The organism is Pseudomonas sp. RP-B7, from assembly GCF_059803535.1.
In genome coordinates this window covers 48,049-67,834 of the sequence record NZ_JAPFHC010000016.1, presented here as the reverse complement: position 1 = coordinate 67,834, position 19,786 = coordinate 48,049, and the positions used below count along the sequence as shown (strand labels likewise).

19 protein-coding genes are annotated in these 19,786 nt (G+C 60.9%); 17 read left to right on the top strand and 2 right to left on the bottom strand.

The genetic code is table 11. From position 1 onward, the window contains the following. Positions 1-35 precede the first annotated feature (35 nt). On the top strand, positions 36-929 hold the full coding sequence (locus OPU96_RS16335) for an AraC family transcriptional regulator (RefSeq protein ID WP_192300699.1): 894 nt from the start codon (positions 36-38) through the stop codon (positions 927-929). 166 nt (positions 930-1,095) lie between these two features. Here the strand turns inward: OPU96_RS16335 and OPU96_RS16330 are convergent, their stop codons facing one another. Beyond that, positions 1,096-2,760 (bottom strand): electron transfer flavoprotein-ubiquinone oxidoreductase, encoded by a 1,665-nt coding sequence (locus tag OPU96_RS16330; RefSeq protein ID WP_226454833.1) that lies wholly within the window; start codon positions 2,758-2,760, stop codon positions 1,096-1,098. A 505-nt stretch (positions 2,761-3,265) separates the two neighbouring features. Here OPU96_RS16330 and OPU96_RS16325 point away from each other — a divergent pair. The 14 genes from OPU96_RS16325 to OPU96_RS16260 all read left to right on the top strand — a co-directional run bounded on the left by OPU96_RS16325 (position 3,266) and on the right by OPU96_RS16260 (position 14,843). Next, positions 3,266-4,015, top strand: a complete 750-nt coding sequence (locus OPU96_RS16325) for an electron transfer flavoprotein subunit beta/FixA family protein (protein WP_024076934.1) — start codon at positions 3,266-3,268, stop codon at positions 4,013-4,015. A gap of 2 nt (positions 4,016-4,017) precedes the next feature. Further along, the gene (locus OPU96_RS16320; RefSeq protein ID WP_498559361.1) at positions 4,018-4,947 is read left to right on the top strand and encodes an electron transfer flavoprotein subunit alpha/FixB family protein; all 930 of its coding nucleotides are present in this window, start codon (positions 4,018-4,020) and stop codon (positions 4,945-4,947) included. Between the two features lie 73 nt (positions 4,948-5,020). Continuing rightward, a complete protein-coding gene (locus tag OPU96_RS16315; protein WP_226454834.1) occupies positions 5,021-5,836 on the top strand; it encodes a substrate-binding periplasmic protein in 816 nt (271 codons plus the stop codon). Positions 5,837-5,845: 9 nt separating this feature from the next. Then, positions 5,846-6,208, top strand: coding sequence for a DUF4398 domain-containing protein (locus OPU96_RS16310; RefSeq protein ID WP_192300703.1), 363 nt, complete (start codon positions 5,846-5,848; stop codon positions 6,206-6,208). Continuing rightward, the gene (locus tag OPU96_RS16305; RefSeq protein ID WP_226454836.1) at positions 6,205-7,020 is read left to right on the top strand and encodes an OmpA family protein; all 816 of its coding nucleotides are present in this window, start codon (positions 6,205-6,207) and stop codon (positions 7,018-7,020) included. Before OPU96_RS16310 ends, OPU96_RS16305 begins: the two co-directional genes overlap by 4 nt. 287 nt (positions 7,021-7,307) lie before the next feature. After that, positions 7,308-8,747 carry an aminotransferase-like domain-containing protein gene (locus tag OPU96_RS16300; RefSeq protein WP_192297207.1) on the top strand — a complete coding sequence of 480 codons (1,440 nt, stop codon included), beginning with the start codon at positions 7,308-7,310 and terminating at the stop codon, positions 8,745-8,747. 104 nt (positions 8,748-8,851) lie between these two features. Then, entirely contained in the window at positions 8,852-9,319 is a 468-nt protein-coding gene (locus OPU96_RS16295; RefSeq protein ID WP_226454837.1) for a translation initiation factor 2, read from the top strand. Positions 9,320-9,481: 162 nt separating this feature from the next. Next, entirely contained in the window at positions 9,482-9,736 is a 255-nt protein-coding gene (locus OPU96_RS16290; RefSeq protein WP_015885398.1) for a YkgJ family cysteine cluster protein, read from the top strand. A 41-nt stretch (positions 9,737-9,777) separates the two neighbouring features. Beyond that, the gene (locus OPU96_RS16285) at positions 9,778-10,383 is read left to right on the top strand and encodes an START domain-containing protein (protein ID WP_192297205.1); all 606 of its coding nucleotides are present in this window, start codon (positions 9,778-9,780) and stop codon (positions 10,381-10,383) included. 103 nt (positions 10,384-10,486) lie between these two features. Continuing rightward, on the top strand, positions 10,487-10,723 hold the full coding sequence (locus tag OPU96_RS16280; protein ID WP_226455214.1) for a hypothetical protein: 237 nt from the start codon (positions 10,487-10,489) through the stop codon (positions 10,721-10,723). A 213-nt stretch (positions 10,724-10,936) separates the two neighbouring features. Then, positions 10,937-11,278, top strand: a complete 342-nt coding sequence (locus tag OPU96_RS16275; protein WP_025854181.1) for a ribonuclease E inhibitor RraB — start codon at positions 10,937-10,939, stop codon at positions 11,276-11,278. Between the two features lie 400 nt (positions 11,279-11,678). Further along, positions 11,679-13,088 (top strand): circularly permuted type 2 ATP-grasp protein, encoded by a 1,410-nt coding sequence (locus OPU96_RS16270; RefSeq protein WP_498559360.1) that lies wholly within the window; start codon positions 11,679-11,681, stop codon positions 13,086-13,088. A 4-nt stretch (positions 13,089-13,092) separates the two neighbouring features. Further along, positions 13,093-14,043: an alpha-E domain-containing protein gene (locus OPU96_RS16265; RefSeq protein WP_192297203.1), complete on the top strand. Its 951-nt coding sequence runs from the start codon at positions 13,093-13,095 to the stop codon at positions 14,041-14,043. Next, on the top strand, positions 14,040-14,843 hold the full coding sequence (locus tag OPU96_RS16260) for a transglutaminase family protein (RefSeq protein WP_305391379.1): 804 nt from the start codon (positions 14,040-14,042) through the stop codon (positions 14,841-14,843). The genes OPU96_RS16265 and OPU96_RS16260 overlap by 4 nt, the downstream gene beginning before the upstream one ends. A gap of 68 nt (positions 14,844-14,911) precedes the next feature. Here the strand turns inward: OPU96_RS16260 and OPU96_RS16255 are convergent, their stop codons facing one another. Beyond that, complete coding sequence (locus OPU96_RS16255) at positions 14,912-15,718, bottom strand: c-type cytochrome (protein WP_498559376.1); 807 nt, start codon at positions 15,716-15,718, stop codon at positions 14,912-14,914. Positions 15,719-16,367: 649 nt separating this feature from the next. Between OPU96_RS16255 and OPU96_RS16250 the strand changes: the two genes are divergently transcribed. Further along, a complete protein-coding gene (locus tag OPU96_RS16250; protein ID WP_498559359.1) occupies positions 16,368-17,573 on the top strand; it encodes an acetyl-CoA C-acetyltransferase in 1,206 nt (401 codons plus the stop codon). Between the two features lie 16 nt (positions 17,574-17,589). Continuing rightward, positions 17,590-19,734: a 3-hydroxyacyl-CoA dehydrogenase NAD-binding domain-containing protein gene (locus OPU96_RS16245; RefSeq protein ID WP_498559358.1), complete on the top strand. Its 2,145-nt coding sequence runs from the start codon at positions 17,590-17,592 to the stop codon at positions 19,732-19,734. The last annotated feature ends 52 nt before the right edge of the window (positions 19,735-19,786 follow it).

The following is a 19,786-nucleotide window of genomic DNA, read 5'->3' as shown; positions in this document are numbered from 1 at the left end:
GATGCGTTCATCCCTTTTTCGCGAAGTTTTTTGCCATGTTGTTGACTCGCCATCTTGATGCCAACGCCACGCTGGTTTCCTTGATTGAGGGGCTGACGCCCTGCGACGGTTTCTCGCCGACCCACCTGCCGGGCGTGAAGGTATTGCGCGCCAGCTGCGATGTGGCGCGCGGCCCGCAGATCTATGAGCCCAGCCTGATGTTCGTGGCCCAGGGCAGCAAAGTCGCCTACCTGGGCCCGCGCACGCTGGAGTATGGCGCCGGGCACTATTTGATCCAGGCCATGCCGGTGCCGTTCGAGTGCGAGACATTTGCCATGGCACCGGATGCGCCGCTCTACGGGGTGACGGTGGGCATCGACCGTGTGGTGCTGGGGGAGTTGGTGATGGCCATGGGCATTCAGGCCGGGCCGCCGCCGACGGCGCAGACGTTGGAGTCGATGAGTTCGGTGGTGCTGGATGACGCCATGCGTGGCTGCGTCGAACGGCTGCTGCAGTGCCTGCATGATCCGCTGGAAAGCCGGATCATGGGCCCGGCGCGGGTGCGTGAATTGTTGTTCACCGCGCTGCGCGGGCCGCAGGCCGATGTGTTGCGCGCCTTGGTGGAACAGCAGGGGCAGTTTTCGCGAATCGCCACGTCATTGAATCACCTGCACGCCCATTATGCCGAGCCGCTGAATATCGAGACATTGGCGGGGTATGCGCACATGAGTGCGTCGACGTTTCACGAGCATTTCAAGCGCTGCACCTTGTTGTCGCCGGTGCAGTACCTGAAGCGATTGCGCTTGTTGAAGGCGCAGCAGTTGCTGATGGTGGAAGGCATGGGGGTGGCGCAGGCGGCGCATAGCGTGGGGTATCAGAGTACGTCGCAGTTCAGTCGCGAGTACAAGCGCTACTTCGAGCGTAACCCCGGCGAGGAGCGCGTCGCCTAGATCTTACTGATTCAATGGGTCAATGTGGGAGCGGGCTTGCTCGCGAAAGCGGTTTGTCAGTCAAATATGCTCTAACTGACCCACCGCTTTCGCGAGCAAGCCCGCTCCCACATTTGACCGAGTTCCTGCCACAAAAAAGGCTCCCATTTGGGAGCCTCAGTTGGCGTTACATATTCGGGTAAGTCGGCCCACCCGCGCCTTCCGGCGTTACCCAGGTGATGTTCTGCGAAGGGTCCTTGATGTCACAGGTCTTGCAGTGCACGCAGTTCTGGGCGTTGATCTGGAAGCGCTTGGCGCCGTCTTCCTGGGTGATCACTTCATACACGCCCGCCGGGCAGTAGCGCTGCGCCGGTTCATCGTAGAGCGGCAGGTTGGTGCCGATCGGGATGCTCGGGTCTTTGAGCTTCAAGTGGCACGGCTGTTCTTCTTCATGGTTGGTACCGGAGATGAACACCGAGCTCAACTTGTCGAAGCTCAGCTTGCCGTCGGGTTTGGGGTAGTCGATCTTCTTGCTGTCCTTGGCCAGCTTGAGGCAGGCGTAGTCCGGCTTGGTGTCGTGCAGGGTGAACGGCATCTTGCCGCCGAGGATGTTCTGGTCGAACCAGTTGAAGCCGGCGCCGAGGATCGGGCCGAACTTGTGCATCGCCGGGCCGAAGTTGCGGCTGGCGAACAGTTCTTCGTAGAGCCAGCTGGACTTGAAGCTGTCGACGTAAGCGGTCAGTTCATCACCGCCTTCGGATTCGGCAAACAGGCGGTCGGCCACGGCGTCGGCGGCGAGCATGCCAGACTTCATCGCGGTGTGGCTGCCCTTGATCTTGGCCACGTTCATGGTGCCCAGGTCGCAGCCGATCAATGCGCCGCCCTTGAACACCATCTTCGGCAGCGAGTTGATGCCACCTTTGGCCAGGGCGCGGGCGCCGTAGCTGATGCGCTTGCCGCCTTCGAGGTACTGGGCCAGCACCGGGTGGTGCTTGAGGCGCTGGAACTCATCGAACGGCGACAGGAAGGTGTTGCTGTAGGACAGGTCGACGATCAGGCCGACGACCACCTGGTTGTTTTCCAGGTGATAGAGGAACGAACCGCCGGTGTTCTCGTTGCTCATGATGTCCAGCGGCCAACCGGCGGTGTGCACCACCAGGCCTGGTTGATGCTTGGCTGGGTCGATTTCCCAGATTTCCTTGAGGCCGATGCCGTAGTGCTGGGCGTCGGCGTCGCTGTCCAGGTTGAAGCGCTGGATCAGCTGCTTGCCGATGTGGCCACGGCAACCTTCGGCGAACAACGTGTACTTGCCACGCAGTTCCATGCCCGGGGTGTAGACGCCTTCTTTCGGGTTGCCTTCGCGGTCGACGCCGAGGTCGCCGGTGATGATCCCGCGTACCACGCCGTTTTCGTCGAACAGCGCTTCCTGGGCGGCGAAGCCTGGGTAGACTTCCACGCCCAGGTTCTCGGCCTGCTGGGCCAGCCAGCGGCACAGGTTGCCCAGGGAGATGATGTAGTTGCCTTCGTTGTGCATGGTCTTGGGCACAAAGAAGTCAGGAACCTTGGTGGAGGCTTCGGGGCTGCGCAGTACATAGATGTCATCGCGCACCACGGGGGTGTTGAGCGGGGCGCCGAGTTCTTTCCAGTCCGGGAACAATTCGTTCAGGGCGCGGGGTTCAAACACCGCACCGGAGAGAATATGTGCGCCCACTTCGGAGCCTTTCTCGACCACGCAGACGCTGATTTCCTTACCGGCTTCGGCGGCCTTCTGCTTCAGTCGGCAGGCGGCAGACAGGCCCGCCGGGCCAGCGCCGACGATGACCACGTCGAATTCCATGTATTCGCGTTCCACAGGTTATCTCCTACTCAAGGCTCAACAGGCTTTTTTTCTAATGGATGGAGGTTCGGTGTCGTCTGGCGCAAAGGCCTGACCCACCTTTCTCTCTAGGTGGCGCATTATATATAGACCACTGCGAGCGTCCAATACAAACGTTTGTTTGAATTGCCCGCAGGCTAGGTAAATCAAAGCAACGCGGCTTATGACTGGCTATTTTGCCGTATTGACCAGAATAGGCGTTCCGGTCAATATACGGTCGGTTTTGCGCTTACCGTAGGCAGACAGCAGGTTTCAAGAGCACGTCCAAAAGCAAGACAGGTGACGCGCGCCGAAACTCGGGCGCGCAGTTTACACGCTGCGATAAAGAATGACCTCTCAGTCACCACTGACGAACGGTCGTCATTTCCCGTGAGCAAGGTCATCCGCCGAAGTTTTTGGAGGTGCCCTTGTGTGCCGATGAGCATCAACCGCCAGGTTCGCCTAGGCGACTTTCTTTTCACCGGAGAGTAACGAGGAATCCATGAAGGTTCTTGTAGCTGTCAAACGCGTTGTCGATTACAACGTGAAAGTTCGCGTCAAGGCGGACAATTCCGGCGTCGATCTTGCTAACGTCAAGATGTCGATGAACCCGTTCTGTGAAATCGCCGTGGAAGAAGCCGTACGCCTGAAAGAGAAAGGCGTGGCAACTGAAATCGTCGTGGTTTCCATCGGCCCGACCACTGCTCAAGAGCAGCTGCGTACCGCCCTGGCACTGGGTGCCGACCGCGCCATCCTGGTCGAGTCCGCTGAAGAGCTGACCTCCCTGGCCGTGGCCAAGCTGCTCAAGGCTGTTGTCGACAAGGAACAGCCTCAGCTGGTGATCCTTGGCAAGCAAGCCATCGACAGCGACAACAACCAGACTGGCCAGATGCTGGCTGCACTGACCGGTTACGGCCAGGGCACCTTCGCGTCCAAAGTCGAAGTGAGCGGTGACAGCGTCGCTGTGACCCGTGAAATCGACGGCGGCGCCCAGACCGTTTCCCTGAAACTGCCGGCCATCGTCACCACCGACCTGCGTTTGAACGAGCCGCGCTACGCGTCCCTGCCAAACATCATGAAAGCCAAGAAGAAGCCTCTCGAAGTGCTGACTCCGGATGCTCTGGGCGTTTCCACCGCGTCCACCAACAAGACCGTCAAGGTTGAAGCACCGGCTGCACGCAGCGCGGGCATCAAGGTCAAGTCGGTCGCTGAACTGGTCGAGAAACTGAAAAACGAAGCGAAGGTAATCTGACAATGACTATCTTGGTAATCGCTGAACACGACAACAAGGTCGTGGCCCCGGCCACCCTGAACACCGTGGCTGCTGCCGCTAAAATCGGTGGCGATATTCACGTGCTGGTTGCAGGTCAGGGCGCTGGCGCCGTGGCTGAAGCCGCCGCGAAAATCGCTGGCGTGAGCAAGGTGCTGCTGGCCGACAACGCCGCGTACGCTCACCAGTTGCCGGAAAACGTTGCCCCTCTGGTTGCAGAGCTGGGCGCTGGCTACAGCCACATCCTGGCTGCCGCCACGTCCAACGGCAAAAACATCCTGCCACGCGTCGCCGCGCAGCTGGACGTTGACCAGATCTCCGAGATCGTTTCGGTTGAAAGCGCTGACACCTTCAAGCGCCCGATCTACGCCGGTAACGCCATTGCCACCGTGCAATCGACGGCCTCGGTGAAAGTCATCACCGTGCGTGCCACCGGTTTCGACCCGGTTGCCGCCGAAGGTGGTTCGGCTGCCGTTGAAGCCGTTGCAGTTGCCCACAACGCGGGTACTTCCAGCTTTGTTGGCGAAGAGCTGGCCAAGTCGGATCGTCCTGAGCTGACCGCTGCCAAGATCGTCGTCTCCGGCGGGCGTGGCATGCAGAACGGTGACAACTTCAAGCACCTGTATGCCCTGGCCGACAAGCTGGGCGCTGCGGTCGGCGCTTCCCGCGCGGCCGTCGATGCAGGTTTCGTACCCAACGACATGCAGGTCGGCCAGACCGGCAAGATCGTGGCGCCACAGCTGTACATCGCCGTCGGTATCTCCGGCGCGATCCAGCACCTGGCCGGCATGAAAGACTCCAAAGTGATCGTTGCGATCAACAAGGACGAAGAAGCGCCGATCTTCCAGGTAGCCGACTACGGTCTGGTGGCAGACTTGTTCGAAGCCGTACCCGAGCTGGAGAAGCTGGTCTAATCCAGTCGCTTCACTTATAAAGAGCCCGGTCCTTGTGACCGGGTTTTTTTTTGACTTGCTGGAGCACCTCGCCATGGAACTGCGCCCCTGGACCTTACTGCTGAGCCTCACGCTACTGCCAGGCCTGGCGCTGGCCGCCGGCAAGTGCGAGCGCCTGGTGATCACCGGCAGCCCCGACGCACCGCCTTTGCTCTGGCGCGACCCCCAAGACCCCACACGCCTGATCGGTGCCACCGCCGATGTGCTGCAACAAGTGGGCAAGGACCTCGGCCTGAAAATCGACCTGCTCTACGGCGGCAAACGCTCCCTGGCCCTGGACGAAGTGCGCAGCGGGCGCATGGACATCCTCGCCGACGCGCCGCTGAACCTGGGCGAGTTGGACACCCTCGATTACATCCATCCGGCACTGGTGCAGACCGACTACCTGGTCTGGACCCGCAAGGACTCGGCACTGGCCTACACCACCGCCGCTGACCTGCACGGCCACAAAGGTGCGGCCTCTGAGCGTGCACGGTTGAGCGCCGCCTTCGAAACGTTCGCCGGGCAGCAGCTCACCCTGCAACGCTTGCCGAGTCTGACGCCGGCGTTTCAGAAACTGCTGCTCGGGGAAGTGGACTACGTCCTTGCCGGTCGTTACTCCGGCATGGCCATGGCCCAGACCCTGGGGATGAGCAATGACTTGATTGCGCATGAGGTGCCCATCGATCAGCCCGGCCTGTACCTGGCGATTTCCCACAACTCTGCCTGCAATGATCCGTGGCTGCGCGGACAGCTGGCGAAAAAGATGACAGAATTGCCCGCGTCCGGTGTGGTGCAAGCGGCAACGCAGCGCAATCTCGAGCGCTGGAAAGCGCAATTGCAGCAACCTGTCGGCACTCCAGCAAAGTAAGGATTTTCAGTGACTCTTCGACCTCTTTTCGCGGCCCTCGCCGTTGTCGCTTTGGCGGGATGTGCGGCCGATCCTGCGCCGAATGAACAAATGCGCCTCACCCAGCAAGCCTTGGAACAAGCCAGCGCCGTGGGTGCCAACACCGATGAATCGCCCGAGTTGAAACTGGCCGAAGCCAAATTCGCCCGGGCCAAGGGCAGCATGGCCGACGAGTCCTACAAGAACGCCCGTATGCGCTCTGAGCAAGCCGAGCTGGACGCGCGCCTGGCCGAAGCCAAGGTGCTGACCCGCAAAAGCCAGGAACAGTTGAACGTGCTCAACACCCGCATCACACGCCTGCGCAAGCAGTTGCAGTTGGGGGAAGCCCAATGAGCCCGATGATCCGTGGTTTGAGTGGTGCGCTGCTGTTGGTTTCGGCGGTGTTGGGCGGTTGCGCCAGTCACCCTGATAGCGAGCAGGCTTTGCAGCAGGCGGGCAACGACTTCCAGAAGGTCAAGGAAGACGCCAACGTGCTGCGCTTTGCGCCCAAGGACGTGATCCGCGCCGGTGAATCCCTGGCCCGTGCCGACCGCCTGTCGAGCTACTGGGGCAGCGGCGCCGACGTCGCGCATTACGCCTATCTGAGCCAGCGTTACAGCGCGATTGCCCGCGAACACACCGAGCAGGCGCTCAATGCCGAGCGCGGTGCCAAGCTCGAGTTGGAGCGCCAGCGCCTGCAACTGGCCCTGCGTGAAAGCAAGCTGACCAGTGTGCAGCAACAGGGCAAATGGCTCGAAGAACAGATCGCCAGCCTGACCACCACCCAGACCGATCGTGGCTTGGTGATGACCCTGGGCGACGTGCTGTTCGATACCGGTGAAGCGGAACTGAAAAACTCCGCCAACCGCACCGTGCTGAAAATCGTGCAGTTCCTGCAACTGAACCCCAAGCGCGTGGTGCGTATCGAGGGTTACACCGACAGCACCGGCGGCGAGCAGGAAAACCTCAAGCTGTCCCGTGACCGTGCGCAATCGGTGGCCGATGTGCTGGTGGACCTGGGGATCGACGAAAAACGCATCCAGGTTGAAGGTTATGGTGACCAGTACCCGGTCGAAGCCAACGCTTCCGAGCGGGGCAGGGCGCAGAACCGGCGGGTAGAAATCGTGTTCTCCGACGAAAAAGGCCAGTTGGGCGCCGCCCGCTAGACGCCACACACAAATCCAAATGTGTAAGTGAGCTTGTGTGGGAGCGGGCTTGCCCGCGATTGCGGTAGGTCAGCCAGAGTTGTTTCTGCTGATACACCCCTATCGCGGGCAAGCCCGCTCCCACATTTTGTTTGGTGTACACCCAAAAGGCTCTTAAGCACCCTTACAGTTTTTACTGTCACTCCCGCCCGCGCTCGACTATTGTGGCAACTGTCCCCGTACACTTTTAAACTGTGCCGGTATGTTTCACACAAAAATAAAATACCCGTGAAATCGAGTGCTGCGTCATGACCAATCTGTTGCTCTACCAACGTATCGCCCAGCAACTGGCCGAGGACATCCGGCGCGGCGTCTATCAACCGGGCGAGCGTGTGCCTTCGGTGCGCAAGATGAGCTCCCAGCTCAACGTCAGCCACGCCACGGTGTTGCAGGCTTATGCCAACCTGGAAGACCAGGGGCTGATCCGCGCACGCCCGCAGTCGGGCTACTACGTGCACCAGACGCCGGCGCTCACCGCGCCAACGCCAGACATCGCCCGCGTCGAGCGCCCAGGGTTGGTCACCCGCAGTAGCATTATCCAACAGGTATTGGTCGAATCGCGCCGCGAAGGGGTGTTCCCGTTGGGCGCCGCCGTGCCGAGTGTCGATTACTTGCCGGTGCGCGCGTTGCACCAGCAGTTGGCCAAGGTCACGCGCTTCCAGAGCCCACGGGCGTTCAGCTACATGTTCAGCCCCGGTTTCGAGCCGCTGCGCCGCCAGGTGGCGATCCGCATGCGCGATGCGGGCGTGGTGGTCGACCCGTCCGAAGTGGTGATCACCCATGGCTGCGTCGATGCGCTGCAGATGTCGCTGCGCGTGCTGACCCGGCCTGGCGACCTGATCGCCGCTGAATCGCCGACGTATTACGGCTTGCTGCAACTGGCTGATCTGCTTGGCCTCAAGGTCATCGAGATCCCCAGTGATCCAGCCTCCGGCATGAGCCTGGAAGCCTTGCAACTGGCGGCCAACCAATGGTCGATCAAGGCCCTGGTGCTGACCACGCGCCTGAGCAATCCCCTCGGTGGCACCATGCCCGAGGAACGGCAAAAACAGTTGCTGCGCCTGGCGTCGGATTTCGATATTCAGATCGTCGAGGACGACATTTACGGCGAATTGATGTTTGAAGTCGGTCGCACCAAGGCCCTCAAGGCCTACGACCGCCTGGACCGGGTGATCTACTGCTCGAGCTTCTCCAAGACCCTGTCACCCGGCGTGCGGATCGGTTGGATGATTGCCGGCAAGTACCAGCAGGAAATCCAGCGCCTGCAGATGTTCAGCACCCATTCGGCGTGCAGCGTCACGCAGATGGGCGTTGCCGCGTACCTGGAGAACGGGGGCTATGATCGCCACCTGCGTTACATCCGCCAGGAGTACCGCAAGAACCTCAACGCCTTCCAGCTCGCCGTGCAGCAGTACTTCCCCGAAGGCACGCAGATGACCCGTCCCAGTGGTGGTTTTATCCTGTGGGTCAGTTTGCCGGGACGGGTCAATACCCAGGAACTGCACGTACGCGCCTTGCAACAAGGCATCAGCATTGCACCGGGGCTGATCTTCAGTAACACCGAGCAGTTCAACCACTGTATCCGTCTCAATTGCGGCACAGCGTGGAACCGCGAGGCAGAGCGGGCGCTGATGACGTTGGGGATGCTCGCCAGCCAACTTTGCCAGGAAACCGCCGCCGGCTTTTGAGCCCGGGAATAGGGACGTGACCGGCCGCTGGCCAATCACCGCGCTTGTCATGCTGCCCACAACAAGCGAGCATATGGCCCTCTGCCGTTAATGCTGTAGGCGATATGACCTGTATTTTTCGCGCTGTCTTGGTGATTGGCCTGTTAAGCCTGTGTAACGTCAGCACAGTGCTGGCGGCAGCACCTGTGACCCAGGGCAAGGTCACCGCCGGCGCCACGCAGAAGGCCCCGGCCAAAAAGGCCGTCGAGGCCAAGAAAAAAGCCGCTGCGGTGAAAAAGCGTACGACAAGCAAGTCGAAGTCGTCCCAGGAAGTTACCCAGACCAAATTGCCACCGGCACAGTTGGACCTGTCCCTGCCTTCGGACATGGTCAGGCACTTGCAACCCATCGGCACCATGCCCAAGCCCCAGAGCGTGCCCCTGCTGCCGCCGATGTTTGGCGAGAAACCGGCAGGCAACAGCGCCTTCCAGATCAACGGTCGCCTGCTCAGCAATGAGATGAAGCTGCAACTGCGCAACGAAGAGCGGCGTGACGTTGAAGGCGCGGCGTTGGAATTCGAGTTCAAGCAGTAAACTTTTCCTGCAAACGTGACGTGGCTCTTCGACCATGTGTCGGAGACTGGTCAGTCATTTTTGTTTTCTGCGAAAAACCCCTGTTAGACCATTTTAAAACGGCTGTTTAAGGGCGTACTCTAGCCCGGCCATCCACATTGAGTCGTCGAGGACCTGCCTGTCATGAATTGCCGTGAAGGCTGTGGCGCGTGCTGCATCGCCCCCTCCATCAGTTCGCCATTACCGGGAATGCCACAAGGCAAGCCGGCAGGCGAACGCTGCCTGCACCTGTCGGTCGAACAACTGTGCCTGCTGTTCGGGCAGCCGGAGCGGCCGGCGGTATGCAGTGATTTCAAGGCGGACATCGAGGTCTGCGGTACCGACCAGGCCGATGCGATCCGCTTGATCGGTTGGTGGGAGCAGATGACGGCGGCTTGATGGGCTTTACTATCGGAACTTCAACAATAAGGAATACAACAATGGGTTCGCTGAAACGAATGGCTGTGCTGTGCGGGTTTACGGTGTTGTTTGCTGCTACGGCCCAGGCTGAGGATTGGCAGGTCGCCAAAGATGAAGACGGGATCAAGGTGTCCTTGAGCGAAGTGGCCGGCTCCAAGTACAAGGCCTATCGCGGCGTGACCACGATCAAGGCGCCGGTGGCCAAGATCCAGGCACTGCAAGAAGACGTTGCGGGTGCCTGTGCCTGGATTCACGAGTGCAAATCGCAAAAACTGCTTAAGCAGGAAGGCGACAAGAGCTGGACCTACACCCAGTTCAAGGCTCCGTTCCCGGTCACCGACCGTGACTCCATCCTGGAGATCACCACCTCCAAGGCCGCTGACGGCACCCTGACGCGCAAGCTGCTGGAAGTGCCGACCTACCAGCCGGAAGTCAAAGGCTATGTGCGTGTGGCCCAGGTCGAGGGCTTCTGGAAACTGGTGCCCAAAGGCGACAACCTGACCGAAGTCACTTACCAGGTGCACACCGAGCCAGGCGGCAGCGTGCCATCGTGGTTGGCCAACAAATTCGTGGTGGATGCGCCGTTCAACACCTTGAAAGCCCTCAAGGACCACGCCGAGAAGTAAGCGCAACTGATCCGGTGCCTCCAGCCTTGAGTGGAACGTTTGGCGATCCCTCAAGGTCCAGATGGATGTGAGCCCACACATGGGCTTTATCGAGGAGGCACCGATGCAAACGTGGAACATTACCTTCGTTGATGATCACGGCGAGACTTCGGTGGAGCAGTTCACCTGCAATGAAAAGCCCAGCCTTGAAGAAGCTGCGCACATGATCCGCAACAAGCTGCTGCCGGTCGCCGCCGAACTCGATCTCAATGACCTTGAGGGGCGCCAGTCTGAGCCGACGGTCAAAATCCTCAAAGATCAGAACAGCATTCAAATCCTCGACATTTTGCCCGCCGCCTGAACATTGCGTGGTTGCCACTAAAGTGCCTCTGGTGGTGGTCAAAGCTTCGCGCTACTCTGCAAGCGAGATCAGCGAATGAATCGCTAAGGTCTGGTCTTGTCAGCTACATGCTTGTTTTCCAGCGGTGTTGTCATCGCCGTAGTCCATGCGCCAGTACGGCGTGGGCCTCGGGAAGCACGGAAAGTCTATCCATCGGTCAGAGGAGCACTTTTCATGAGCACAGCCTATCAAGAAGACATCAGCACCAACGTTCTGCGCCGCATGAAAGAAGGCGGCTTCGACTTCTCGCGTTTCCACCCCATTGAGTTCTACGCCATTTTCCCGGATGAGGAACGTGCGCGCAGGGCTGCGGGTGAGTTTCGTGGGGAATCCCTGAATGCCCAGGTCAGTGCGCGCGACGATGGCGCCTGGTATCTGGAACTGAGCAAAATCATGTTTGCCACCTACGACGGTATAGGAGACTTCGAACAGGACTTTGGGGCGGTGGTAGAGCCTCTGGGCGGGATTATCGAAGGATGGGGCGTCAAGCAGGAGGTGCGTGGGTTACCCATGTAGTTGTATGAAAAAACGCAGCGTATCGGCTGACCTTTGGGTCGGCCGATTTTGTTTGTGGCGTGGGAAAACTATTCTGAACTTGTGCGCCATTTTTCAGCACCAAAAAAAAGCCACCCAAGAAGGGTGGCCTAAAGGGAAGAGCGGTGTGCTGAAGGAGCGTGTTCAGCAGATGGGGCGATTATCCGCAGGCTTGGCCGGGCAGTGAAATCAACTCTGGCTATGCTGCTGATAGTCAAAGCCCGCATTGCGATGAAGCGCGCGACGGGACGGCGGGCATCTGGCTGCACCAGGACGGTGCGCTTGTGTCCTTGCTTTAATTCAACTCACTGATTTTTAAGTGTTTATGCCGCTGGCACGGGCCTTGCGATGGTTCTAGCGCCCGGGTGACAAGGAGTTCGGCATGATCCGCACTTATTACGATGAAATGTACGATGGGGCAGGCCAGGTCCGGCCTCATTACCGCGAGTTCGCCCGCTGGTTGGCCGAAACCCCAGATGATCTGTTGGCCCAGCGCCGGCGTGAAGCCGATTTGCTGTTTCACCGCGCCGGCATCACCTTCACCCTCTACGGTGACGAGCAGGGCACCGAGCGCTTGATTCCCTTCGACACCATCCCGCGCAGCATTCCGGCCAGCGAATGGCGGGTTGTCGAGCGTGGCTGCATCCAGCGGGTCAAGGCGCTGAACATGTTTCTCGCCGACCTGTACCACGATCAGCGCATCATCAAGGCCGGGATCATCCCCGCCGAGCAGGTGCTGGCCAACGAGCAATACCAGTTGGCAATGCAGGGCCTGGACCTGCACCGCGACCTGTATTCCCACATCTCCGGGGTCGATCTCGTGCGTGATGGCGACGGCACCTACTACGTGCTGGAAGACAACCTGCGCACACCGAGCGGCGTCAGTTATATGCTCGAAGACCGCAAGATGATGATGCGCCTGTTCCCCGAGCTGTTCGCCGCCCAACGCATCGCGCCCATCGACCATTACCCCAACCTGCTGCTCGACACCCTGAAAAGCTCCAGCCCCCTGGACAACCCCAGCGTGGTGGTGTTGACCCCGGGGCGCTTCAACAGCGCGTTTTTCGAACATGCCTTCCTGGCCCGGGAAATGGGCGTGGAACTGGTGGAAGGTGCCGACCTGTTCGTACGCGATGACCGCGTGTTCATGCGCACCACCGATGGCCCCAAGGCCGTGGACGTGATCTACCGCCGCCTCGACGACGCCTTCCTCGACCCGCTGGCGTTCAATCCGGACTCCATGCTCGGCGTGCCCGGCCTGCTGGCCGCGTACCGCTCCGGCAATGTCGTGCTGGCGAATGCCATCGGCACCGGGGTGGCGGATGACAAGTCGGTGTACCCATTCGTCACCGATATGATCCGTTTTTACCTGGACGAAGAACCTATCCTCAAGAACGTTCCTACCTTCCAGTGCCGTAAGCCCGACGAACTGTCCCACGTCCTGGCCAACCTGCCGGATCTGGTCGTGAAGGAAACCCAAGGCTCCGGTGGCTACGGCATGCTGGTCGGCCCTGCCTCCACCGCAGCGCAAATCGAGGCCTTCCGTGTACGTATCAAGGCCAAGCCCCACGCCTATATCGCGCAGCCAACCCTGTGTTTATCGACGTGCCCGACCTTTGTCGAAAACGGCATCGCGCCACGTCATATCGACCTGCGTCCGTTCGTCCTGTCCGGCAAGGAAACCCGTGTAGTGCCTGGCGGTTTGACCCGCGTGGCGCTGCGTGAGGGTTCGCTGGTGGTTAATTCGTCCCAGGGCGGTGGTACCAAAGACACCTGGGTGGTGGAGGACTGATGCCATGTTGAGTAGAACTGCCTCGGATTTGTATTGGATGTCGCGCTACCTGGAGCGCGCGGAAAACCTCGCGCGGATGCTGGATGTCAGCTATTCGCTGTCGCTGATGCCCCAGGACGGGCGCGGTGATGGCCTGCATGAACTGGCCATGCCGCTGTTGATTACCGGCACCCTGGATGACTACCGCGAGCGCCACGCTGAGCTGCACGCCGAACACCTGCTGCACTTCTTTGCCCTGGACGCGGCCAACCCGGCCAGCATCTACAGTTGCCTCGGCGCTGCGCGGGCCAGTGCCCATGCGGTGCGTGGGCGAATTACCGCCGACATGTGGGAAAACATCAACGCCACCTGGCTGGATATTCGCGACATTGCCCAGCAGGGCCTGAGCCGTTATGGCATGAGCCGCTTCTGTGAATGGGTCAAGGAGCGTTCCCACCTGTTCCGGGGCGCAACCTACGGCACCATCATGCGCAATGACGCCTTTCGCTTTATCCGCCTGGGCACGTTCATCGAGCGCGCCGACAACACCCTGCGCCTGCTCGACGCACGTTATGAAATGGCCGGCGACCAGGCTGCAGCGGTCACCGACGGTACGGCCCACGCCTACTATCAATGGAGCGCCTTGCTGCGTGCGCTGTCGTCGTTCGAGGCCTACACCGAGATCTATCGCGATGCGCCAGGCGCGCGACAAGTCGCCGAATTGTTGTTGCTGCGCGCCGATGTGCCACGTTCATTGCGCGCCTGCAGCGAAGAGATCGACCAGATCCTCGCCAGCCTGCCCGGCCTCAACGGCCGCCCGGCCCAGCGCCTGGCCGCCGAGATGGATGCGCGCCTGCGCTTTACCGCCATCGATGAAATCCTCGAGGAAGGCCTGCACGCCTGGCTGACCGACTTTATCCCCCTGGTGCGCCAGTTGGGCGACGCCATCTACAGCTCCTACCTGGAGGCCGCATGAGACTCTCCATCAGCCACGAAACCACCTACCACTATGAAGACCAGGTTCGCGCCAGCATTCAGTACCTGCGCCTTACGCCCCACGACAGCGAGCGTCAGAACGTCATCAGTTGGCAGCTCGACCTGCCGCGCCCGGTACGTGCGCAAGTGGACCCATTCGGCAACATCCTGCATGTGCTGACCCTGGACGAGCCCCATGACGCCATCATCATCGGTGCCCGTGGCCAGGTAGACATCGACGAACTGAGCGAGGCCGAACACGAGAGCCAATCGGCGTTCCCGTTCCTGCGCAGTACGCGCCTGACCGAGCCTGACGAGGCCCTGCGCGGGTTTGCCCTGCAACACTGCCATCAACGCCGCGACCGCAACGCGCTGATCGACTTGATGCACGCCCTCAACCACTCAATGGTCTACACACCCGGTGCCACCGAAGTCGACACCAGCGCCGCCGCAGCTTTCGCCGGCCGTGCTGGCGTATGCCAGGACCACGCCCATGCGTTCCTCGCCTGCGCCCGCAGCCTGGGGATTCCGGCGCGGTATGTGTCGGGGTATTTGTACAGCGAAGACAGTGCGCACCTGGCCAGCCATGCTTGGGCCGAAGCCTGGCTGGATGACGCGTGGTACAGCTTCGACGTGACCAACCAACTGGCGCGGCCCGAGCGGCATCTGAAGTTGGCGGTGGGCCTGGATTACCTCGACGCCTGCCCGGTACGCGGCATGCGCCGTGGCGGTGGGCATGAGCAGATGCATGCCAAGGTGTTCGTGGCGCCGACGCCGGTGATTGCTGTGCAGCAACAGTAGGCGAAGGCGATCAACGGTGGGAGCTGGCTTGTATGGGAGCCAGCTCCCACCGTTGATATATGTTGTACTCAGGGTTGTTGTTTACGCCCCGCCATGTGCTTCAAATATCCCACCAACAAATCCAACTCGCGGTCCGGTAACACACTGGCCGCAAACCCCGGCATCTTCGCCTGTGGCCAGTGCCTCAGGCTTTGCGGGTCACGGATATAGCGCTTGAGAAAGTCACCGCTGAAATATTCCGTGGGGTTGTAGGGAATGTTCAGATCCGGCCCCACCTGCGCGTCCCCGGCACCATTGAGCCGATGGCACGCCAGGCAGTTTTTCTGGAACAACGCAAAGCCTTGGTTGATCGGATCATCGGCGGCCAGTTCCGGGGCCGGCAACAGTGCCGGAAAACGCTCTGCGACGGTCTTCAACTGCTTGATCGCGCAGATCTGGAACGGCCACTGTTCCGGGCTGATATGCCCGGCTTGCGGGTCGGTCCACACCAGATAGAACGGCCCGGCACTCGGTTTGCCATCTGCCAGCGCCGGCCATGGCTGCGCCGGGTCCTCCACCGCCAGCCAGGCGCGGGCGCCGTGGGTTGCCAGCAAGGGCGCGGCCGTGAGTTCGGCGGCAAACCCGTCCAGGGCAACCGCTTGCAGATGGCTCTGTGCTGTGAGGCCCGGTAGGAGTGCTGCCAGCGGCACCGCGCGATAAGTCATGGTGCGCTTGTAGGAAACGTCATCGATGATCTGAATTGTTTTGACCGCCGGGTGTTTGAGCAATTCGGCGGTCTGCCAGGTCTTGCTGGTATGGTCCAGGTCGATGGTCAATTGCGCCGCCGTGACCGGCAGGGCCATGAACAGGGCGAGGAGGGCAAGGATCGATTTCAAGAGGAAGGCCTGCTGCAAAGTGGCGATGGCGCTCACGATACCGGAAAAATCCAGGCAAAAAGACAGCCCCCGCAACAGGATTGCTATTGGCAATGTCCCGGCAGGTGCTGCCAAAAACTGCAGTCCTGATGCTGTGTATACGCGCAGTGCGGGTGTTTAAGGGTTACCCAATGATCTTGGTCAGGTTGGGTAGGATCAGAATCAGTGTGGTGGCGAACAGAATAAGTCCCGCCTGACGTACTTTCGAGTGCTTGAACATGGCTGACTGCCTTTTTTTGTTATTCCTGAGCGTCAAATACGTGCCGTTTTATCGCAGTATGACGGTATGACGTGTCGCTTTTCTTACAGTTGCTCCAGCAAAACCCGGCAGCAACCTCCTACTGATTCAACCTTAGAGCCCTCGTTCTGCGTGGCTTAGATCCATTTCATATCAGCTCATCAGTATTCGCGCTAAAAACGGCATGAGGCCTAACGCCATCTTGGCGCCAGACCGTTGGCTAGACAGCTAAAACGATTAATCAGCGGATTGCCCCGGCGACCTACCGTTCGTCCGAGCGAGGGGGTCAAAAGCAATGAGCGCATCCGTCATTGAAACCGTGTCAATCGGGCCTAAGGTAGGGGCACACAGGTACAGCGGTTCGAGGACGTCATGACCCAAGCTTTGATCTTTGATGCGATACGCACGCCCCGGGGCAAAGGCAAGGCTGACGGCGCCTTGTACAGCGTCAAGCCGGTGACCTTGGTGGCCGGCTTGCTCACCGCACTGGCCCGGCGCAACGACCTCGACACCCAGCAGGTGGATGACATCGTGCTGGGCTGTGTGACCCCGGTGGGCGACCAGGGCGCCGACATCGCCAAGACCGCCGCGTTGGTGGCGGACTGGGACGTCAGCGTCGCCGGTGTACAGGTCAACCGCTTCTGCGCCTCGGGCCTGGAAGCGGTGAACCTCGGCGCGATGAAAGTGCGTTCCGGTTTTGAAGACCTGGTGGTGGTCGGCGGCGTCGAGTCCATGTCCCGCGTGCCCATGGGCAGCGATGGCGGTGCCTGGGTGCTGGACCCGCACACCAACCTGCACAGCCATTTCACCCCGCAAGGTATCGGCGCGGACCTGATCGCCACCCTGGAAGGCTTTACACGCCAGGATGTCGACACCTTTGCCCTACACTCGCAGCAGAAAGCGGCGAGGGCGCGTGCCGACGGTTCCTTCAACAAGTCGCTGGTCGCGGTGCAGGACCAGAACGGCATCGTGCTGCTGGACCACGATGAATTCATTCGTGGCGATTCCACGCTCGAAGGGCTGGGCAAGCTCAAGCCGAGCTTCGAGATGATCGGGCAGATGGGCTTTGATGCCACGGCGCTGCGGGTCTACAGCCATGTCGAACGCATCCAGCACGTACACACACCGGGAAACAGTTCCGGGATTGTCGATGGCGCCGCGTTGGTGTTGATCGGCTCCGAGGCCAAGGGCCGCGAACTGCGCCTGCAACCGCGGGCGCGCATTGTCGCCACGGCGGTGACAAGCACCGACCCGACCATCATGCTCACCGGCCCCGCGCCGGCGACACGCAAGGCCCTGGCCAAGGCCGGCTTGCGCGTCGAGGACATCGACCTGTTCGAGGTCAACGAAGCGTTTGCTTCTGTGGTGCTCAAATTCATCAAGGACATGCGTATCGACGCCGCCCGGGTCAACGTCAACGGCGGCTCCATCGCCATGGGCCACCCGTTGGGCGCCACCGGCTGCGCCATCCTCGGCACCTTGCTCGACGAACTGGAAGCACGCCAGCAGCGTTACGGCCTGGCCACCCTGTGTGTCGGCGGCGGCATGGGTATCGCCACCATCATCGAACGGCTCTGAGCCCAAGGAATCCAGCATGACCCAAGCCATTCGTTACGAAAAAGGCCAGGACCAGATCGTGGTGCTGACCCTCGACATGCCCGGCCAGAGCGCCAACACCATGAATGGCGCGTACCGCGAGGCCATGGCGGCCAGCGTTGCGCGTCTGGAGGCGGAGATAGACACGCTGGCCGGCGTGGTCATCACCTCGGCGAAAAAGACCTTTTTCGCCGGCGGCGACCTCAATGAACTGATCAAGGTCGACAAGGCCCAGGCCAAGGATTTCCATGACGGCGTATTGCTGCTCAAGGCGCAACTGCGCCGCCTGGAAACCCTTGGCAAGCCGGTGGTGGCCGCGATCAACGGCGCCGCCCTGGGCGGCGGCTGGGAGATTTGCCTGGCGTGTCATTACCGGGTCGCGCTGGACGACAAATCCGTGCAGCTCGGCCTGCCGGAGGTGACCCTGGGCCTGCTGCCGGGTGGCGGCGGGGTGGTGCGCATGGTGCGCATGCTGGGACTGGAAAAGGCCTTGCCGTACTTGCTGGAGGGCAAAAAAATCCGCCCGCAACCGGCGTTGCAGGCCGGTTTGATCAACGAGCTGGCGGCGGATCGCGATGAGCTGCTGGCCAAGTCCCGCGCCTGGATTCTTGCCAACCCCGAGGCCCGGCAGCCGTGGGACAACAAGGGCTATCAGCTCCCCGGTGGCACGCCGTCGAACCCGAAAGTGGCGCAGATGCTGGCAATCGCCCCGTCGATCTTGCGCAGCAAAACCCAAGGCTGTTTCCCGGCACCGGAGAAGATCCTGTGTGCCGCCGTTGAGGGCGCCCAGGTCGATTTCGACACCGCGCACCTGATCGAAACCCGCTACTTCACCGAGCTGGTCACCGGACAAGTGGCGAAAAACATGATCGGCACGTTCTGGTTCCAGCTCAACGAGATCAATGCGGGCAGCTCCCGTCCCCACGGTTTTGCGCCGTACGTCACGCGCAAAGTCGGGGTGCTCGGCGCGGGCATGATGGGCGCGGGCATCGCCTATGCGAGTGCCTGCGCGGGTATCGAGGTGGTGCTCAAGGACATCAACCCGGCGGCCGCCGAAAAGGGCAAGGCGCACTCGGCGGCGTTGCTCGACAAGAAAGTCAGCCGTGGGCAATTGAGCGCCGAACAGCGGGAAACCACCCTGGCGCGCATTCATCCTACGGACTCGGACGCCGACCTGGCGGGCTGCGATTTGATCATCGAGGCGGTGTTCGAAGACCGCGAACTCAAGGCCAAGGTGTCCGCCGCCGCCCAGCGCGTGGTGGGGGCCGACGCGGTGATCGCCTCCAACACCTCGACCTTGCCGATCAGCGGGTTGGCCACGGCCGTGCCGGACCAAGGCAAGTTCATCGGCCTGCATTTCTTCAGCCCGGTGGACAAGATGCCCCTGGTGGAAATCATCAAGGGCGTCCACACCTCGGACGAAACCCTGGCCCGAGGTTTCGACTTCGTACTGCAAATCAAGAAAACCCCGATCGTGGTCAACGACAGTCGCGGTTTCTTCACTTCCCGGGTGTTCGGCACCTTTACCAACGAAGGTATCGCCATGCTCGGCGAAGGCGTGGCGGCGCCGATGATCGAGACCGAAGCGCGCAAGGCCGGCATGCCGGTGGGGCCGTTGGCGGTGTCGGATGAAGTATCCCTCAGCCTGATGAGCCATATCCGACAGCAGGCGGCCAAGGATCTGCTCGCAGAAGGCAAGGCTGTGCCGCAGCACCCGGCGACGTTGGTGATTGATCTGTTGGTCAATGAATACAAACGCGGAGGCAAGGCGGCGGGGGGTGGGTTTTACGAGTATCCGAGCGGCGCGCAGAAATTCCTGTGGCCGGAGCTGAAAAGCCGCTTTGAACTGCCCGACCAACGCATCTCGCCGCAGGATGTGCGCGACCGCCTGCTGTTTATCCAGGCCATCGAAACCGTGCGCTGCGTGGAGGAGGGTGTATTGCGATCGACGGCGGATGCCAACGTCGGTTCGATCTTCGGCATCGGCTTTGCCGCGTGGACTGGCGGCGCATTGCAGTTTATCAATCAGTACGGCTTGAACGATTTCATCGCCCGCGCCCGCTACCTGGCGCAGCAGTATGGCGAGCGCTTCACGCCACCGGCGTTGCTGCTGGAAAAAGCCGCGCAGGGCGCATCTTTCTAGGCGTTCACACGGCTCAGACTGTGAGAGAGGGACTTGCTTTGCAGGTGGGTTT

What these genes read in the sequence shown, in the direction of transcription:
- OPU96_RS16335 (WP_192300699.1), top strand. Translation starts at nt 36, where the DNA reads ATGTTGTTGACTCGCCATCTTGATGCCAACGCCACGCTGGTTTCCTTG.
- OPU96_RS16325 (WP_024076934.1), top strand. Translation starts at nt 3,266, where the DNA reads ATGAAGGTTCTTGTAGCTGTCAAACGCGTTGTCGATTACAACGTGAAA.
- OPU96_RS16320 (WP_498559361.1), top strand. Translation starts at nt 4,018, where the DNA reads ATGACTATCTTGGTAATCGCTGAACACGACAACAAGGTCGTGGCCCCG.
- OPU96_RS16315 (WP_226454834.1), top strand. Translation starts at nt 5,021, where the DNA reads ATGGAACTGCGCCCCTGGACCTTACTGCTGAGCCTCACGCTACTGCCA.
- OPU96_RS16305 (WP_226454836.1), top strand. Translation starts at nt 6,205, where the DNA reads ATGAGCCCGATGATCCGTGGTTTGAGTGGTGCGCTGCTGTTGGTTTCG.
- OPU96_RS16300 (WP_192297207.1), top strand. Translation starts at nt 7,308, where the DNA reads ATGACCAATCTGTTGCTCTACCAACGTATCGCCCAGCAACTGGCCGAG.
- OPU96_RS16295 (WP_226454837.1), top strand. Translation starts at nt 8,852, where the DNA reads ATGACCTGTATTTTTCGCGCTGTCTTGGTGATTGGCCTGTTAAGCCTG.
- OPU96_RS16290 (WP_015885398.1), top strand. Translation starts at nt 9,482, where the DNA reads ATGAATTGCCGTGAAGGCTGTGGCGCGTGCTGCATCGCCCCCTCCATC.
- OPU96_RS16285 (WP_192297205.1), top strand. Translation starts at nt 9,778, where the DNA reads ATGGGTTCGCTGAAACGAATGGCTGTGCTGTGCGGGTTTACGGTGTTG.
- OPU96_RS16280 (WP_226455214.1), top strand. Translation starts at nt 10,487, where the DNA reads ATGCAAACGTGGAACATTACCTTCGTTGATGATCACGGCGAGACTTCG.
- OPU96_RS16275 (WP_025854181.1), top strand. Translation starts at nt 10,937, where the DNA reads ATGAGCACAGCCTATCAAGAAGACATCAGCACCAACGTTCTGCGCCGC.
- OPU96_RS16270 (WP_498559360.1), top strand. Translation starts at nt 11,679, where the DNA reads ATGATCCGCACTTATTACGATGAAATGTACGATGGGGCAGGCCAGGTC.
- OPU96_RS16265 (WP_192297203.1), top strand. Translation starts at nt 13,093, where the DNA reads ATGTTGAGTAGAACTGCCTCGGATTTGTATTGGATGTCGCGCTACCTG.
- OPU96_RS16260 (WP_305391379.1), top strand. Translation starts at nt 14,040, where the DNA reads ATGAGACTCTCCATCAGCCACGAAACCACCTACCACTATGAAGACCAG.
- OPU96_RS16250 (WP_498559359.1), top strand. Translation starts at nt 16,368, where the DNA reads ATGACCCAAGCTTTGATCTTTGATGCGATACGCACGCCCCGGGGCAAA.
- OPU96_RS16245 (WP_498559358.1), top strand. Translation starts at nt 17,590, where the DNA reads ATGACCCAAGCCATTCGTTACGAAAAAGGCCAGGACCAGATCGTGGTG.